Source organism: Paenibacillus lycopersici, from assembly GCF_010119935.1.
In the GTDB taxonomy this organism is placed as follows: domain Bacteria; phylum Bacillota; class Bacilli; order Paenibacillales; family Paenibacillaceae; genus Paenibacillus_Z; species Paenibacillus_Z lycopersici.
Window position 1 is genome coordinate 1414352 of record NZ_CP048209.1, and the last position, 16617, is coordinate 1430968.

Annotated in this window: 17 protein-coding genes; 13 read left to right on the top strand and 4 right to left on the bottom strand. The window is 56.2% G+C overall.

The features are described 5' to 3' along the window. Positions 1-55: 55 nt before the first annotated feature. The 5 genes from GXP70_RS06090 to melA all read left to right on the top strand — a co-directional run bounded on the left by GXP70_RS06090 (position 56) and on the right by melA (position 5718). Positions 56-1045 carry an ABC transporter ATP-binding protein gene (locus GXP70_RS06090; RefSeq protein WP_162355630.1) on the top strand — a complete coding sequence of 330 codons (990 nt, stop codon included), beginning with the start codon at positions 56-58 and terminating at the stop codon, positions 1043-1045. Then, positions 1038-1778: an ABC transporter permease gene (locus GXP70_RS06095; RefSeq protein WP_162355631.1), complete on the top strand. Its 741-nt coding sequence runs from the start codon at positions 1038-1040 to the stop codon at positions 1776-1778. Before GXP70_RS06090 ends, GXP70_RS06095 begins: the two co-directional genes overlap by 8 nt. A gap of 201 nt (positions 1779-1979) precedes the next feature. Then, the gene (locus tag GXP70_RS06100; protein WP_225442683.1) at positions 1980-3167 is read left to right on the top strand and encodes a SulP family inorganic anion transporter; all 1188 of its coding nucleotides are present in this window, start codon (positions 1980-1982) and stop codon (positions 3165-3167) included. 20 nt (positions 3168-3187) lie between these two features. Beyond that, entirely contained in the window at positions 3188-4114 is a 927-nt protein-coding gene (locus tag GXP70_RS06105; RefSeq protein ID WP_162355632.1) for an AraC family transcriptional regulator, read from the top strand. 95 nt (positions 4115-4209) lie between these two features. Next, the gene (gene melA, locus GXP70_RS06110; RefSeq protein ID WP_162355633.1) at positions 4210-5718 is read left to right on the top strand and encodes an alpha-glucosidase/alpha-galactosidase; all 1509 of its coding nucleotides are present in this window, start codon (positions 4210-4212) and stop codon (positions 5716-5718) included. Between the two features lie 165 nt (positions 5719-5883). Here the strand turns inward: melA and GXP70_RS06115 are convergent, their stop codons facing one another. The 4 genes from GXP70_RS06115 to GXP70_RS06130 form a co-directional block, all read right to left on the bottom strand. Further along, positions 5884-6660 (bottom strand): pirin family protein, encoded by a 777-nt coding sequence (locus GXP70_RS06115; protein WP_162355634.1) that lies wholly within the window; start codon positions 6658-6660, stop codon positions 5884-5886. A 96-nt stretch (positions 6661-6756) separates the two neighbouring features. After that, the gene (locus GXP70_RS06120; protein ID WP_263864102.1) at positions 6757-7131 is read right to left on the bottom strand and encodes a DoxX family protein; all 375 of its coding nucleotides are present in this window, start codon (positions 7129-7131) and stop codon (positions 6757-6759) included. A 93-nt stretch (positions 7132-7224) separates the two neighbouring features. After that, positions 7225-7671 (bottom strand): MarR family winged helix-turn-helix transcriptional regulator, encoded by a 447-nt coding sequence (locus GXP70_RS06125; RefSeq protein ID WP_162355635.1) that lies wholly within the window; start codon positions 7669-7671, stop codon positions 7225-7227. 302 nt (positions 7672-7973) lie between these two features. Continuing rightward, a complete protein-coding gene (locus GXP70_RS06130) occupies positions 7974-8702 on the bottom strand; it encodes a hypothetical protein (protein WP_162355636.1) in 729 nt (242 codons plus the stop codon). 353 nt (positions 8703-9055) lie between these two features. Here GXP70_RS06130 and coxB point away from each other — a divergent pair, with 353 nt between their 5' ends. The 8 genes from coxB (at position 9056) to GXP70_RS06170 (ending at position 16568) form a co-directional block, all read left to right on the top strand. Further along, on the top strand, positions 9056-10096 hold the full coding sequence (gene coxB / locus GXP70_RS06135; RefSeq protein WP_162355637.1) for a cytochrome c oxidase subunit II: 1041 nt from the start codon (positions 9056-9058) through the stop codon (positions 10094-10096). 77 nt (positions 10097-10173) lie between these two features. Further along, positions 10174-12027: a cytochrome c oxidase subunit I gene (ctaD, locus tag GXP70_RS06140; protein WP_192043466.1), complete on the top strand. Its 1854-nt coding sequence runs from the start codon at positions 10174-10176 to the stop codon at positions 12025-12027. After that, the gene (locus GXP70_RS06145; protein ID WP_162355639.1) at positions 12024-12644 is read left to right on the top strand and encodes a cytochrome c oxidase subunit 3; all 621 of its coding nucleotides are present in this window, start codon (positions 12024-12026) and stop codon (positions 12642-12644) included. The genes ctaD and GXP70_RS06145 overlap by 4 nt, the downstream gene beginning before the upstream one ends. A gap of 3 nt (positions 12645-12647) precedes the next feature. Continuing rightward, on the top strand, positions 12648-12971 hold the full coding sequence (locus GXP70_RS06150) for a cytochrome C oxidase subunit IV family protein (protein WP_162355640.1): 324 nt from the start codon (positions 12648-12650) through the stop codon (positions 12969-12971). Between the two features lie 84 nt (positions 12972-13055). Beyond that, positions 13056-13961, top strand: coding sequence for a cytochrome c oxidase assembly factor CtaG (gene ctaG, locus GXP70_RS06155; protein WP_162355641.1), 906 nt, complete (start codon positions 13056-13058; stop codon positions 13959-13961). Positions 13962-14009: 48 nt separating this feature from the next. Then, on the top strand, positions 14010-14471 hold the full coding sequence (locus GXP70_RS06160; protein WP_162355642.1) for a DUF420 domain-containing protein: 462 nt from the start codon (positions 14010-14012) through the stop codon (positions 14469-14471). Between the two features lie 236 nt (positions 14472-14707). Beyond that, positions 14708-15745 (top strand): aldose 1-epimerase family protein, encoded by a 1038-nt coding sequence (locus tag GXP70_RS06165; RefSeq protein ID WP_162355643.1) that lies wholly within the window; start codon positions 14708-14710, stop codon positions 15743-15745. Positions 15746-15767: 22 nt separating this feature from the next. Next, positions 15768-16568 carry a DeoR/GlpR family DNA-binding transcription regulator gene (locus tag GXP70_RS06170; protein WP_162355644.1) on the top strand — a complete coding sequence of 267 codons (801 nt, stop codon included), beginning with the start codon at positions 15768-15770 and terminating at the stop codon, positions 16566-16568. Positions 16569-16617 lie beyond the last annotated feature (49 nt).

Genomic DNA, 16617 nt, shown 5'->3' on the forward strand with positions numbered 1-16617 from the left:
CGGAAGGGCATCGACAAGAAGACAGACAACATGGGAGAGGGAGAGACGAACCATAATGGGACAGGCCATATTGAACGTGACAGGCTTATGCAAACATTATAAAGGCGTGAAAGCGGTGGACGGCGTCGACATGCAGCTGAACCAGGGCGATATATACGGCTTCCTGGGACAGAACGGCGCCGGCAAGACGACGACGATCCGGATGATGATGGGGCTGATCCAGCCGACATCGGGCTCCGTGAAGCTGTTCGGCGAAGAGGTCGGCAAGGGCGGCAGCGCCGTGCTGCGCAAAGTCGGCTCGGTCATCGAATACCCCGGCTTCTACCCGAATTTGACGGCGATCGAGAATCTCGATCTGCATCGCCGGCTGATGGGCGTCAAGAACAAACGGTCGATGGAGGAGGCGCTGCATACGACGGGCCTGTGGGAAGCGCGGAACCGCAAGGCGGCCAACTTCTCGCTCGGCATGAAGCAGCGGCTCGGCATCGCGCGGGCGATTCTGCACGGTCCGGAGCTGCTCATTCTCGATGAGCCGACGAACGGCCTCGACCCGATGGGCATCAAGGAAATCCGGCTGCTCATCCAAGAGCTGGCGCAGAAGCGGAACATTACGATTCTCGTCTCCAGCCATATCTTGAGCGAGGTGGAGCAGCTGGCGACGAAGGTCGGCATCATTCACCGCGGCGTCATGCTGGAGGAGTCGACGATGCAGGCGCTGAAGCATAAGAACCGGCAATACATCGGCTTGCAGGTCGACGATTTCGACAGATCGCAGCGATTGCTGAAGGGCGAGCTCGGCATCCGGGACTGCCGGATGGAGGACGACGGCTGGCTGCGCGTCTACGACGAGGGGCAGCAGCCCGGCGAGATGAACCGCCTGCTCGTCCGCGAAGGCATCGAAGTGAACAGCCTCGTGGCGATGAAGGATTCGCTGGAAGATTACTTTGTCCGTCTTGTTGAGGGCGGGTCGCAGCCGATGCGAGCCGAATCTCACGCGGAAGATATTGCGCGCGCGGGCAAGCTGGGAGGTGTCGCCCGTGGTTGATTTGATCGCATGCGAATGGCTGAAATGGCGGCGGTCGCGGATGCTGTGGCTCGTGCTGCTGGGGGCGCTGCTGCCGGCGCTGCTCGTGTTCTTCATTATGCTGAACGGCGCGAGCAACGACGAGCCGTTCAAGTGGAAGGACTATTTCGAACTGGATTTGCAAATCCTGGCGATGCTGATGTGCCCGGCCTTATTCTCCTTGTTGATCGGCTACATGTTCGCGCGGGAGTTCCAGGAACGCACCGTCAACAACATGCTGTCGGGACCGCACCCGCGGCTGCGCGTGCTGACCGCCAAGTTCATTATCGCGCTGCCGGTGCTGCTGGGCGTCATGCTGCTGTCGTTCCTGCTGATGCTCGGAACGGGATTCGTCTTTCACGGGGCCGCCGATTCGTTCGCGATGAATATACTCCTGAAGGAAGCGGGCAAGTTCGGCCAGCTGCTCCTGCTGGAGTATGCGCTTGTGCCGATATCGGCCGCCGTGGCGCTGCTCTGGCGCAGCTACATTCCGGCCATGGGCCTCGGCATCTTCGCCGTTATTTCGGAGATGACGATCATGCAGTCCAAGTACATCATGTACTACCCGTGGAGCGCGGTTCTCAATATCTCGACGAACCTGTCGCCGGAACGCAATTCCGCCTCGATCGGCTATACGACGCTGGCGATTGCGTGCATCGTGCCTTTGCTGTTCATCGCCGCCTACTTCCGCAAGGCGGATGTGCATAGCGGGTAAGCGAATCATGCGCCTATAGCGAAACCATAGGAAGAGCGTCCGGGGCGTCCCGGGCGCTCTTCCTGGCGTTGAACCGCCGTATGCTGGACAAAATTGAACGTTGACCTGTCTGGCGGCCGGGGGTTATGCTAACCGATAGAGCCAGCTTCCGGAATTCCGGCGGGCGGCATTATTCTGAACGGTTAGAGGTGACTGGACGTTTTGAATTCTTCTTGGCGAAAACAATGGACGTCGGATGTCCGTTTGAACGTACTCGCGGGCATTACGGCAACGCTTGCGTTAATTCCCGATTCCCTGGCGTTCTCGTTCATGGCGGGCGTGCCGCCGACGGTCGGCATTTACGCTTCGATCTGCATCCTGCTCGTCATTACGTTTCTCGGCGGACGGCCGGGGATGATCTCCGCGGCGGCGGGCTCCATGTCCGTGCTGATGCTGACGCTGGTGAAGGAGCACGGCATCGCGTATTTATTCGCGGCAACGGTACTTACCGGCATCATTCAATACTTCATGGGCGTCTTCAAGCTCGGGAAGCTGATGAACTACGTGCCGCAGCCGGTGCTGACGGGCTTCGTCAACGCGCTCGCGATTCTGATCTTCCTGTCGCAGCTTCGTTATTTCAACCATGCTTCGTGGACGATGTATGCGTTCGCCGCTGCGGCGCTGCTGATCATTTACGTGCTGCCGCGGTATTTCAAAGCCATTCCGTCGCCGCTCGCGGCGGTCATCCTGTTGACGCTCGTCGTATGGGCGTTCGGCATTCATGACGTCAGCCGGATCGGCGACATCGCCGCCATCGACGTCTCCTTGCCGTCGTTCCTGCTGCCGGACGTGCCGTTCTCGTGGGAGACGCTGCTGATCATTCTGCCGTACTCGCTGTCGCTTGCGGTGGTCGGGTTCACGGAAACGATGCTGACGCAGAATTTACTCGACGAAACGACGGGCGAGCGAACGGACAAGAACCGCGAGATGCGCGGGCAAGGCATCGCCAACTTCATCGCCGGCTTCTTCGGCGGCATGGCCGGCTGCGCGCTCGTGGCGGAATCGGTGCTTAACGTCCGCATGGGCGGCCGGAACCGGCTGTCGACGCTCGTCGCCGCCCTGTTCCTGCTGCTGCTCGTCGTCGTGCTCGGCGACCTGCTGTCGCTGGTGCCGATGGCGGCGCTCGTCGGCATTATGCTGATGGTGTGCGCGGCGATCTTCGATTGGAAATCCGTGTTCAAAGTCCGCGAAGTGCCTGTCAGCGAAACGATCGTCATGGTCATAACGGTCGCGGCGGTCGTCGTCACGCATGACTTGGCCGTCGGGGTCATCGCCGGCGTAATCGTCAGCGGCATGTTCGCGCTGCTGCTGCGCAGGGCAAGGAACCGCGACCGCGCGTTGGAAGGGTAAGGAAAGGCAGGGAAGGCGGCATGCACGAGGGCAGCTTCTATGACGCCAAGTGGCGGTCGGCCGGCGATTACCGGCCGAGTATCGTCGCTTACTACTATAAGCAGTGGGATGATTTTCATATGGGCTTCCATGCGCATGAAGCGACGGAGTTCATGTATGTGATCTCGGGCGTGTGCTCGGTCGAGACGAAGCGGGAGACGATCGCGATGCGCAAGGGCGATCTCGTCATGCTGGATGCCGGCGTGCCGCATAAGCTGCGCGTCGAGCGAGGCAGCCCGTGCCGGATGCTGAACGTGGAATTCACGTTCAAGCCCTGCGGCGCCGTCTTTCCCTCGTTCAAGCAGCTGGCCGACGGCGATCCCGCCCTGGCGAGAATGCTGGAACGGCAGCTCGATACGATCGTGCTTCGGGATTCGGCGGATGTGCAGCCCATTCTGAAGAGCCTGGTGCTGGAGCTCGATATGGGCGGCGCAGGAGCGGGGCGAGAAGCGATGACGAATCTGCTCATCTCCCAGCTGCTCATCCGCGTTGCCCGGCTGACGGGGGAGGACGCGAAGGACGGCGCCGAGCGCCAAATTCATCGCTACGTGCGCACGGCGGTCGAATATATCCATCAGTACTACGATTGCGATATTCAGGCGAAGGACATCGCGGCGGCCGTTAATCTGCATCCGGTCTATCTGCAGCGGATCTTCAAGGCGAATATGAGCGTCTCGATCACGGAATATCTGACGGAGCTGCGGATGGAGCGGGCGAAAATGCTGCTGGCCGGCACGGATGTACCGATCATCGAAATCGCCGATTATATCGGGCTGAACAGCCGGCAATATTTCAGCATGCTGTTCAAGAAGATTACCGGACTGTCGCCGGCCGCTTACCGCAAATCGCAAGCGTCCATCCAATACTACTCGGATGAGAATGTTCAAATAGTTGACATACCGCAATGAATTCTGTTGCAAATGTGGAAACGCCTTCTTTTACCGCCTGCTACAATGGGGATAAGGTTATTAACCAATTCCTAAGGCGATAAGGAGGCTTTTTTATGTCATTCAAAGTAGCTTTCGTAGGTGCCGGCAGCATCGGGTTTACGCGCGGCCTGATGCGCGATTTGCTGTCGGTCCCTGAATTCAAGGATATTCAAGTTGCATTTACGGACATCAATGCCCATAACCTCGACATGGTGACGCAGCTCGTTCAGCGCGACATTACCGAGAACGGCCTGTCCATCGCGATTCAAGCGACGACGGATCGCCGCGAAGCGCTTAAGGACGCGCGGTATGTTTTCTGCGTAGTGCGGATCGGCGGGCTGGAAGCGTTCCAGCATGATGTCGACATTCCGCTGAAGTACGGCGTCGACCAATGCGTCGGGGACACGCTGTGCGCCGGCGGCATCATGTACGGCCAGCGCGGCATTGCGGCGATGCTCGACATCTGCAAGGACATTCGGGAAGTGGCCGAGCCGAATGCGCTGCTGCTCAACTACGCGAATCCGATGGCGATGCTGACGTGGGCATGCAACAAATACGGCGGCGTCCGCACGATCGGACTATGCCACGGCGTACAGGGCGGCCATCATCAAATCGCGTCGGCGCTCGGCTTGCAGAAGAAGGACGTGGACATCATCTGCGCGGGGATCAACCACCAGACGTGGTACATTTCCGTCAAGACGAACGGCGTCGACCGTACCGGCGAGTTGCTGGAAGCGTTCGAGAGCCATCCGGAATTCAAGCAGACGGAGAAAGTCCGCATCGATATGCTGCGCCGCTTCGGCTACTATTCCACGGAATCGAACGGTCATCTGAGCGAATACGTGCCTTGGTACCGCAAACGCGCCGACGAGATCAAGGATTGGATCGATCTCGGCTCGTGGATCAACGGCGAAACGGGCGGCTATCTGCGCGTATGCACGGAGGGACGCAACTGGTTCGAGACCGAGTTCCCGAACTGGCTGAAGGGCGAACCGTTCGTCTATGCCGCGGAGAAGCGCGGCGAGGAGCACGGCTCTTATATTATCGAAGGCTTGGAGACGGGCCGCGTCTACCGCGGACACTTCAACGTCGTCAATAACGGCATCATTACGAACCTGCCGGACGACGCGATTATCGAAGCGCCGGGCTATGTCGACCGCAACGGCATCAATATGCCGGTCGTCGGCGATTTGCCGCTGGGCTGCGCGGCGGTATGCAATGTCAGCATTTCCGTGCAGCGCCTTGCGGTCGAAGCCGCCGTTCACGGCGACGACAAGCTGCTGCGCCAGGCCATGATGATGGATCCGCTTGTCGGCGCGGTGTGCAATCCGAAGGAAATTTGGCAGATGGTCGACGAGATGCTCGTCGCGCAAGCCAAATGGCTGCCGCAATACGCCGGCGCGATCGAAGCGGCGGAACAGCGTCTGGCCTCGGGCGAATTGCTGCCGACGCGGGAGAACTACCGGGGCGCGGCCCGCTTGAAGACGAAGACGATCGAAGAGCAGATGGAGGACCGCGAAGCGGCGACCCGCAACGCGATCGAGTCGGACAAAGCGAAGGAGCGCCCGGCAGCGGCGCATTAAGGGACTTCGAATTTAGGGGCTTTTAATCGAAACCATTCAAAAAGGCTTCGTACGTTCGGCTGCAGCTTGAGCCGAACGCACGGAGCCTATTATGCTATAACTCTTTCTATGATGATCGTTATTATTCGCTATATTAATGAAGAAATGCGCGGGAAATGGAATCCATTACCGCTTCGGATACAGCGGGTAGTCTACCGAAGTCGGCACATCGATCAAGATGAGCCGCAGCGGCGCATCGCCTTCGGCGGCGATAACCGCTTCGTCGGAGCGCTCCGCCCGTACCAGCACGAAATCCTTGTGCTTGAACGCCGTGCGGTTATCGGGCTGCCCCGCATAGGACCAAGAGCCGTCGCCGCGAATCGCGAGCGCGGTCAGCGTACGGCCTTCCGCAACGGGATGGCGGTATACGGCGCCGGGTTCGATCTCGACGTCCCACATGCGCGCATCCGCCACGATATGGATGGGCGCCCCTTCTCCGATGACGGTTTTCCGCGTGAAGCCTTCGCCTTGCACGAGCGGGAATGCTTCGTGCTCGTATTGGTTGTAGGTCGGCGTGGTCTTAAGCGCCTGCTCGATGGATGGCTCGAACCAGATTTGGAAGCCTTCCATATCCGGTCCGACGAAACGTTCTTCATGGCTGACGCCGGAGCCGGTCTGCATCAGCTGTACGCCTCCTGCGCCGATGGTGCTCTTCGTGCCGAGCGTATCGCCGTGCTCCGCTTTCCCCGAGACGACATAAGTCATGATTTCGAACGCTTGATGGGGATGAAGCGGGATATAGCCTTCGCGTTGCGAGTGCGCCCATGCCCAATAGAACAATGTGCTGACCCGTTTCACGACAGAGCCTTCGCCGGAGAAGCCGATCGGCTTCTGCTCCGTGATTTTGCCGCCGTCAAAAGCGCCTGTCGCTTGCAGCGACGGTCCGTATACGAGTGTTTGCATTAGAATTCCTCCTTATGATTATGAAATAGCTCTTGAAAATGAAATGGCCAAGTCTTGAATGTTCTTGCTTGTTCGGGTAAAAGGGTACGTATCGGCTTAGGGAGCCTTCACCGCATAATCGCCCGCGCCTGCCAGCGCCAGCCCGATCGCGACCGCGATGAGGATGACGTTGTACTCCATGCCGTTCTGTCTTACCCAGTAGCCGAACCGGAAGTGCACGGCGGCAATCGCGCCGAGCATCGGCAGGACAATGAGCGCTGCGGCCACCGGCATCCCGATGCCTAGCGCGAACAGCAGGCCGCCGGCCAATTCGAACGTTCCGGTCAGTAAGGCGGCGATCAGTCCCGGACGGATGCCGATCGATTCCATCCACCCGCCGGTTGCCTTCAGTCCGTACCCGCCGAACCAGCCGAACAGCTTCTGCGTGCCGTGTCCGGCAAGCGTCAGTCCGACCGCCAGACGAATAATCAATAAGCCAAGCGAAACGCTAATAGAAATCTCCTCCGTTTATGCGAAGCCGAATCGCTCCGGCCGGTACGAGTCCCTCGTCCTCGGCCGCTTCGTCTACTTGAATCGGCTCTGGGCGGCAAGCCCGAGCTTCTTGAGCAGCTGAACGGCTTGCGCCTGCTCATCCGGCGTTAAGCCGCCGACCGCCTTCGAGATCGCTTCCGCGTGCGGCGGGAAAGCTTCGTCGAGAAATTGCCTGCCTTGATCCGTAATTTCCGCGTATGTGACCCGGCGGTCCGTGGGGCAGGCTTTCCGCTTCGCCAAGCCCTTATCCGCCAGCTTATCGATGACGTACGTGATGTTGCCGCTCGTCATCAATATTTTCTCGCCGATCTGCTGCAGCGGCTGTTCGCCCTTGTGATACAACAGCTCCAGGACGGCGAACTCCGTCGGATTAAGGCCGCGCTTCCGAATATCCTGATGCACGAGCGCGGTAACCCACTGATGCGCGCGGGAAAGGGTAATGAACAGCTGCAGTTCCGTATGCTGGTTAGGCGTCGACAAGGTCCTCACCTCGTATTGTAATGTAGTCCAAACTGATTCCGGGACGTTTGAAACGAATATTGTTCAAGACTTAATATCTTAATTTAAAGATATATGATTTGCGCTAGAATGTCAAGTCCGCATACGGAAAATGGTTGGCATGAGCACGGCTGAACCTCTCTTAAGTTGGATATGTAAGGAGAATGAATTTTTCTCTTCATTTATAAGCAAAAAACATAAAGCGATATAAATGTCATCCGGCGGGAAACCATATAGATTCCGGCCGGATGACGCGTAATCGGTGCTGATCGTAACAAACAACCTTATTTGCGGAAGACGGCGCGTCCTTGCTGTACTTCGAGCGGCTGCGGCACTTCGTTGCCGCCAGCGAATTGATGCTGCACCAGCTTGTTGAAGGAAGATACCCAGGGCTTAAGCGAATGGCCCGCCCATGCTTCCTGCGCATACTGAATCATATGGTTGTTGAAATCCATGTTGGCGGATATATGCACTTCCTGAACGGCAGGCGCCAGCTTGCGGACATGGACCGCGATCGTCTGCTTCAATTCGCCCGAGATCTGATTATGATCGTTGACCGTGAAATTGGAGTTATAAGGCGCTGCCACCCGCTGATTATTCCAATAAGGGCTGCCGGTATCGTTATTGTACACGCCTTGCGTCGATCCAGAGTTGTCCTGCTGGCGCGTGCCGCGTCCGCCGGATTTAAGCGTGCCCACGGCCGTCCAGTCCGTCGTGATCGCGACATAAGCGTTCTTGTCCGTCAGCATCACGATGGCGCCGGCAACGCCGTTGATGTTCGAGACATTGTTGGAGATCATCGGACTGTATTCGAACCAGGCATTGTCATGCTGTCCGGGCAATCCGCTGACGCTGCCGTACATGCGGCTGCCCAGCATTTTCGGATCGCCTTTGTTGTTGCTTCCGTAATCGTATGTGCTGTTTTGAACGTAGCGTTGATAATTGCAGCCGTTTATGACCGTCGCGCTTAGCGTTAATGCGGTAAGCAGAATCAGATAACGCGCTTGCTTCATCGGTTAAGGTCGCTCCTTTCGTCAGCTTAACCTTAGAATGGGCTCGCGGGAGTCAAATATGCATGCGGAACCGATACATAAAGAACCATGGTTTATGCACACAATGAAGGATAGACATGGAGCTTCACAACGCGGTAAAGGCAAGCACAAAAACCTGAAAATCGTTGATTTTACTGGGTATGAGAACATTTTGTGAACATCCTTGGGAACATTGACAAATAGCACCTGCAACTTTATATTTATTAAAGTGATTAGATTGCGGAAGTTGTCTAAACATCAGGATTTGCAAGCAGCAGAGCCGCTTTTCGCACTGTCTACGGCTGCTGTCAAAACGTAAAAAGTGGGGTTGATTGATGATGAAACGGTGGCACGTTCTAAAACGGCTAATGCCGCTTCTCGCCGGAATGGTGTTGCTGCTGTCAGCTTGCGGACGAGCTGACTTGTCGACGCTGAAACCGCAAGGGCCGGTAGCCGAAGAACAGTTCGGACTAATGAAACTTACGATCACGATCATGGTTATCGTCGTTCTGGTCGTATTTGCAATCGCAGGCTATGTTATTATTCGCTATCGCCGCCGTCCGGGCGACAAATCGATCCCGGTTCAAGTGGAAGGCAACCACAAACTGGAGATCATTTGGACGGTTATTCCAATCGTTCTTCTGATCATCATTGGCATTCCGACGGTAAATTCTGTTTTCGGGCTTGCGAAAGACTATACAAAAGACCCGAACGCCGTACAAATTAACGTAACCGCTCACCAGTACTGGTGGGAATTCGAATATCCAAAGCTAGGCGTTAAGACGGCCCAAGAGCTGGTCATTCCGGAAGGCACGATTATTTCCGTTGAAGGCAAGACGGCCGACGTTCTTCACTCCTTCTGGATTCCGTCTCTGGCAGGCAAAATGGATACAAACCCTGGCGGTAACGTAAACACGATGTATTTCAAAGCCGACCATACCGGCGTGTTCCTTGGCAAGTGCGCGGAGCTTTGCGGACCTTCGCACTCCCTGATGGACTTCAAAGTCAAAGTCGTGGACAAAGCATCGTTCGACCGTTGGGTTGCGGCGATGAAGGCGCCGGTAGCTCCTCCTCAAGATCAAGAAGTCGCGGACGTGCTTAATAAACAATGTCTGTCTTGCCACGCAATCGGCGCTAGCGGTGCTGCATTCCCGAACCTGATGGGCATCGGCGGCCACCAAACGATCGCGGGTATCTTGGTCAACACGGATCAGGCTCAATACGCCAACGAAGGTACGGTTGAAGAAAACCTGAAGAAATGGATCGAAGATCCTCAGAAGGTGAAACCGGGCACTTTGATGCCTAAAGTTGATTTGACCGACAAGCAAATCGACGGCATCGCGAAGTACTTGGCGGGATTGAAACTAGATTATTAATCGATAACGGAATGAAGGAGGTACCTACTTTGGCTCACGCAGCACACGCACACAAGGTTAAGCGGTATAGCGGTCTGATGGACTGGCTGACTACCGTTGACCATAAAAAGATCGGCATTCTGTATTTGTTGGCAGGGGGATTCTTCTTCCTGGTCGGCGGGTTGGAAGCGCTCATGATCCGTATCCAACTCTGGAAGCCGCTCAATGATTTCGTAGCAGCGCATACATTTAACGAATTGCTGACGATGCATGGTACGACGATGATCTTCCTTGCGGCGATGCCGATGATCTTCGCGCTCATGAACGCGATCGTACCGCTTCAGATCGGCGCTCGCGACGTAGCGTTCCCGTTCGTTAACGCGATCGGCTTCTGGACGTTCTTCGCAGGCGGCGTTCTGCTGAATGTCAGCTGGTTCGCGGGCGGAGCGCCTGACGCAGGCTGGACATCGTACGCACCGCTTGCCACGCCGACGTTCAGCGGCGGACACGGCGTCGATTATTACGTTATCGGCCTTCAAATCGCCGGTATCGGTACGCTCGTCGGCGGCATCAACTTCCTGGTAACGATTATCAACATGCGCGCGCCGGGCATGAGCTTCATGCGCATGCCGATGTTTACCTGGACGGCGTTTATCACATCAGCTTTGATTTTGTTCGCTTTCCCTGCACTGACGGTAGGTCTGGTCGCGTTGATGTTCGACCGTCTCTTCGGCGGTAACTTCTTCGAACCGACCAACGGCGGTAACGCGGTATTGTGGGAACATATCTTCTGGATTTTCGGACATCCGGAAGTATACATTCTGATCTTGCCGGCATTCGGCGTGATCTCCGAAGTCATTAGCACCTTCTCGCGCAAGCGGCTGTTCGGTTACAGCTCGATGGTATTCGCAACCGTGCTGATCGGCTTCCTTGGCTTCATGGTATGGGCGCATCACATGTTCACGACAGGTCTTGGACCGGTTGCGAACGCATTGTTCTCCATTGCGACGATGCTGATTGCCGTACCGACGGGGATCAAAATTTTCAACTGGCTGTTCACGATGTGGGGCGGCTCCATCCGGTTCACGACGGCTAACCTGTTCGCTGTAGGCTTCGTTCCTACATTCGTAATGGGCGGCGTGACGGGCGTTATGCTCGCGGCGGCTCCTGCCGACTTCCAGTATCACGATTCGTACTTCGTCGTTGCCCACTTCCACTATGTTATCGTGGGCGGCTTGATTATGGGCTTGTTCGCAGGGCTATACTACTGGTGGCCGAAAATGTTCGGACGCACGCTCAGCGAAGGTCTTGGCAAACTATGCTTCTGGACGTTCTTCATCGGCTTCCATCTGACGTTCTTCGTGCAGCATTTCCTCGGCTTGATGGGGATGCCGCGCCGCGTATGGACGTACCTGGACGGCCAAGGCTTCAACAATCTCAATATGATCAGTACTTGCGGCGCCTTCTTGATGGGCATCGGTACGATCGTGTTCTTGCTTAACATCGTCATCACATCGTTCAAGCCAAGCAATGCTGCGAACGATCCTTGGGAAGACGGCCGTACGCTGGAATGGACGATTCCGTCCCCAGCTCCAGAGTACAACTTCGCACAAACGCCGCTCGTTCGCGGTTACGATGCATACTGGAAAGAGAAAATGGAAGGCAGAAAAGAAATGATGCCTGCCGAGCCGCTCGGTCCAATCCATATGCCATCGCCTTCGATTCTGCCGTTCGTTATGGCGGTCGGCCTGTTTATCTCGGGTCTCGGATTCATGTACGGCAAAGGCGATTACGGCGACGGATTCAAAGCTTTCTTGTTCAATAACCATATCGTAGCGATCTTCGGCTTGGCTATTACGCTGATCTGCATGTTCTTGCGTTCGGTGTACGACGATCATGGCTTCCATATCGAAGTGGATGAAATCACTGGGGATAAGGGGGTAAAAGCATGAGCGCACATTCGCACGTAGACGGACAGCTTCCGCACGAGCCGGAGAAGGCAACTCTCGAAGGCCGTAATAAAGTTCTTGGTTTCTGGCTGTTCCTTGGCGCCGAAACCGTATTGTTCGGAACGCTTTTCTCCGCGTTCCTGGCGCTTCGCCATCAAGTGGGCGAAGGCAATCCTTCGGGACAAGAATTGTTCGAGCTGTCGACGACCGCTTGGGCAACGTTCATCCTGTTGACATCGTCGCTTACGAGCGTATTCGCCATTCAGTCGATGCACTTGAATAAAGTGAAACCGATGATCGTATGGCTCGTAATTACGATCTTGCTCGGCCTTGGGTTCCTTGGCCTGGAGATCATCGAGTTCGCGAACTACGTTGACGAAGGCCATAAGTTCTCGACAAGCGCGTTCAGTACATCGTTCTATACGCTGGTCGGCTTCCACGGCGCCCACGTATTGTTCGGTATTCTGTGGATCAGCATCTTGATCGGGCAAATCTTCAAAAAAGGCTTGAACGTCGTAACGGCTCCTAAGATATATGTAGCCGGTATCTACTGGCACTTTATCGACGTCGTGTGGGTATTCATCTTCACCGTCGTGTACTTGATGGGAAAGGTGGGCTAAAGAATGTCGAATCAGCATTCCGCAGTCAGCGAGCATGACAAACCGCAGCACCATAAACACGAAGGTCCCAAGAAGCATATAATCGGGTTTATCATGTCCATTCTGCTGACAATCATCGCGTTCGCCATGGTTGCAGCAGGCGAAATCAACACTACGTTCATCTACATGTTCCTTGTTTTGATGGCCTGCATTCAAGTCTTCATCCAAATGGGCTTCTGGATGCATATGAAGGATCGCGGTCATGCGATTCCGATTATCGGTATCTTGATGGGCGTTGTCGTTGTCTTCACGATTGTCATCATGGCCGAATATTGGGCTTGGTGGTAGTACGGGCGTAATTGAAGAGGGGGAGGTCCTTGTCGACCCCCTCTTTTGTTGTAAATGAGCGTCACCATGGAAAGGGGTACCAACATGCTCGGATTGCAATACTTTAGCTTTGATGAGTTATGGAGCCCATGGTTTTTCTTCTTTATGACAGCGTTAGTCATTCTCTATTTCTATTTGGCTGGACCTTGGAAGGAAAAACATGCGCCGCAGGAGCCGAAAGTAACCGGCTTGCAGAAGACGTTGTTCGTATCGGGAATGATTATGCTCTACATGGCGATGGGCGGTCCGCTCCAGCTGCTTGGACATATGATGTTTACATTCCATATGATTTGTATGGCGATGGCGTATTTAATGGCGTCGCCGCTGCTGCTGCTCGGTATTCCCGCGTTTATGTGGAAGCGGTTTTTCCGCGCTTCCTTCTGGTCCAGACTGAGTTGGGCCCTGCACCCGATTCTAACGCTTGTCTTGTTCAACGTGCTGTTCTCGATCTATCATGTGCCTGTCGTGCATGATTATGTCATGCTGCATTTCACGATCCACCGACTCTTCTATCTGGTATTGTTTGTCACTTCATTGATGATGTGGTGGCAAATCGCTTGTCCGGTACCGGAATGGAACCGGCTTACGGATCTTCGCAAAATGGCTTATATTTTCGCAAGCGGAATGCTGCTGACGCCGGCATGCGCGCTCATTATTTTCTCCAGCACATCGATGTATGCGACCTACAGCGACCCTGAAGTATGGGCGAAGGCGATGGGCTACTGCATCGGCGGCGGCAACGCTAGCTTGCTGCTCACGAAATTTTCGGGACCGACGTTCTTCAATATCATGTCCTCGCCCGCGGAAGATCAACAGCTTGGCGGGATCGTGATGAAGCTCGTGCAAGAGGTTATGTTCGGCTGTATTCTGGCGTACGTCTTCTTCAACTGGTTTAAGAGAGAGCATCGCGACACGGATGACGAGATCCAAGGCAATGGCGCTCTGAGCTAGACCGGCGGGGACAACTTATTACTTGTGTAGAAATGGACGGGATGCATCTTGTCAAAGTACGATATCTTACCTACGATCAGCACCTCTTTCATCGTTATTAGCGCGGTGCTGGTTGCGATCGGCTGGAATCTCGCGATTAAGCGGAAGCTTGAAGCGCATAAGAAAGTGATGATCGCAGGCGCCGTTGCCGCGCTGCTCTTCTTCCTGATTTATATGTCCCGCACGGTGTTCGTCGGCAATACGGACTGGGGCGGCTCGGATGAGATGAAGCCGTATTATTTGACCTTCCTCTTCTTCCACATCGTGCTCGCGACGGTAGGCGCCGTGTTCGGCTTGACGACGCTGACGCTCGGCTTCAAGGAGCGATTCGCGAAGCATCGCAAGTGGGGGCGAGTCACGTCGGTCATCTGGTTCTTCACGGCGATCACCGGCGTCATCGTCTATGTGCTGCTCTATCTGATGTATCCGGGCGGCCATACGAAGCCGGTGCTGGATGTGTTGTTTGGTTAATGTGATTGGTTTGCGTAGGGTGACTGGTTTGCGTTCACTGACGGAAGTCAGGGAATGCAGCATTCACCTACGGCGGTGAATTCACGTTCAGGAGAAAGCTGCATTTCCCGAACGGGGTTGGCAAAGCAAACCGCTCGTCTTAGGCAAATCTCTTGTGAGGTTTGCCTTTTTTTTATACAATGACGTTAGTTATGAACATCCTATGTTTGTTTTGAACAGGACAAGGAGAGAGTGCGATGCAGCTGCATGGAAGGCCGTATACGCGCAGGGAGATTGAAGCGCGCGTCGGGCGGATGGAGCAAATCGGCGGCATTCGCAGAATGACGCTCGCGGAAGGGAACGAGACGGGAACATCCGTCATCGCGGTGACGACGGGGGCTGGACTGGCTTACGAGGTGACGCCTGACAAGGGACTCGATATCTCGGCGGCTTCGTTCGCCGGCGCGTCTCTGGCGTGGCAGTCCGCCAACGGCGATGCCCATCCGTCTTATTACGACGATCAGGGAACGGCCTGGCTGCGTACGGCGGCCGGCGGGTTGTTCATGACCTGCGGGCTGATGAACGTCGGCTCGCCGGGCACGGTGGACGGCGTCGCGTACGGGCAGCACGGACGCGCGCACCATACGCCGGCGAAGCAGGTCAGCGCGGAGAGCGTCTGGTGCGGCGACGAGCTGGAGCTTCGCGTGCGCGGCGTGCTCGAAGAAACGTCGATGTTCGGCGGCCATTTGCGCTTGCGGCGCGAAATCCGGAGCCGGGCCGGCGAGAACGCGATCATGATCAGCGATACGGTGGAGAACGCCGGATTCCGCGCCTGTCCGCATATGATGCTGTATCACTTCAATTTCGGCTATCCGCTCATGACGGAAGAGACGCGGTTGACGTTCCCCGGCGGTCGCGTCGCCGCACGGGAGGCCGAAGTGCCGGTCGACGGCTATGATCGCTGGGAGCCGCCCAATGCGGATTATGCGGAACGCGTCTACTATCACGAGCTCCCGCAGACGGCGGATGGCTGGGCCGAGGTGGCCGTGAAGCAGGAGCGTTTTCCGCTTGGCGGAGGACATACGGCGCCTATGGCCGTGCGGCTGGCCTGGACGACGGACACGCTGCCGCGGCTCGTCCAATGGAAGATGCCGGGGGCGGGCGTACATGCGCTCGGCATCGAACCGGCGAACTGCGGCGTGGAAGGAATGGCGGTCGAACGGGAACGCGGCACGCTTCGCATGCTGGAGCCCGGCGAGACCGTGCACTACGAATTGAAACTGACGATCGGTTGACAGAAGGCTGGGAGGAGCAAGGATGCGTTTGAACGACAGACAGCAGCAGCTGCTGGTTATGCTGGAACGAAGCGGCGAAGTGAAGGTGGCCGCGCTGAAGGAAACGTTCGGCGTGACGGAGATGACGATCAGGCGCGATCTGGAGAAGCTGGAGCTTGCGGGGTACGTGAAACGAACGTTCGGCGGCGCGATCCCGGCGTCGAAGGACGTGGCCATCGGCGAACGGACGGGCGTCATGACGGAGGAGAAGCAGGCGATCGGCCGTGCGGCGGCCGCGCTTGTGCGGGAGAACGACTCGATCTTCATCGACGGAGGGACGACGACGCTCTACGTGGCGCGCCATCTGAAGCCGGGCATGAACGTGACGGTCGTCACGAATGCGCTCAATATCGCCATGGAGCTGTTGGAGAAACGAATTGCGACGGTAGTGACAGGGGGCATGGCGCTCGAAGCGACGTCGACGCTCGTCGGTCCGGGAACGGTGGAAGCGATCGGCAAGATGGCGTTCGACCGCGTCTTCCTCGGGGCGACGGGACTGACGGCCAAGCATGGCTTCAGCAATTCCAACATGCACGAAGCCGAAATCAAACGAATGGCGATCGCGAAGGCTTCGGAGGTCAACGTCGTCATCGATCATACGAAGTTCGGAGCGAAGGAGCTGTTCTCGTTCGCCGATATTGCCGACGTGCATCGTATCATCGCCAGCCGGCTGCCGGACGGGGAACTGCAAACGGCATGCCAAGAAAGCGGGACAGCACTGCTGATTGCCGATAAAATGTTCGAATCAAACAAATTCATAGACACCGGCATAGAAAATCAGTAGAATGATGTTACAAACGAACATTATACCATGATTTTCGAGGAGGAAATAC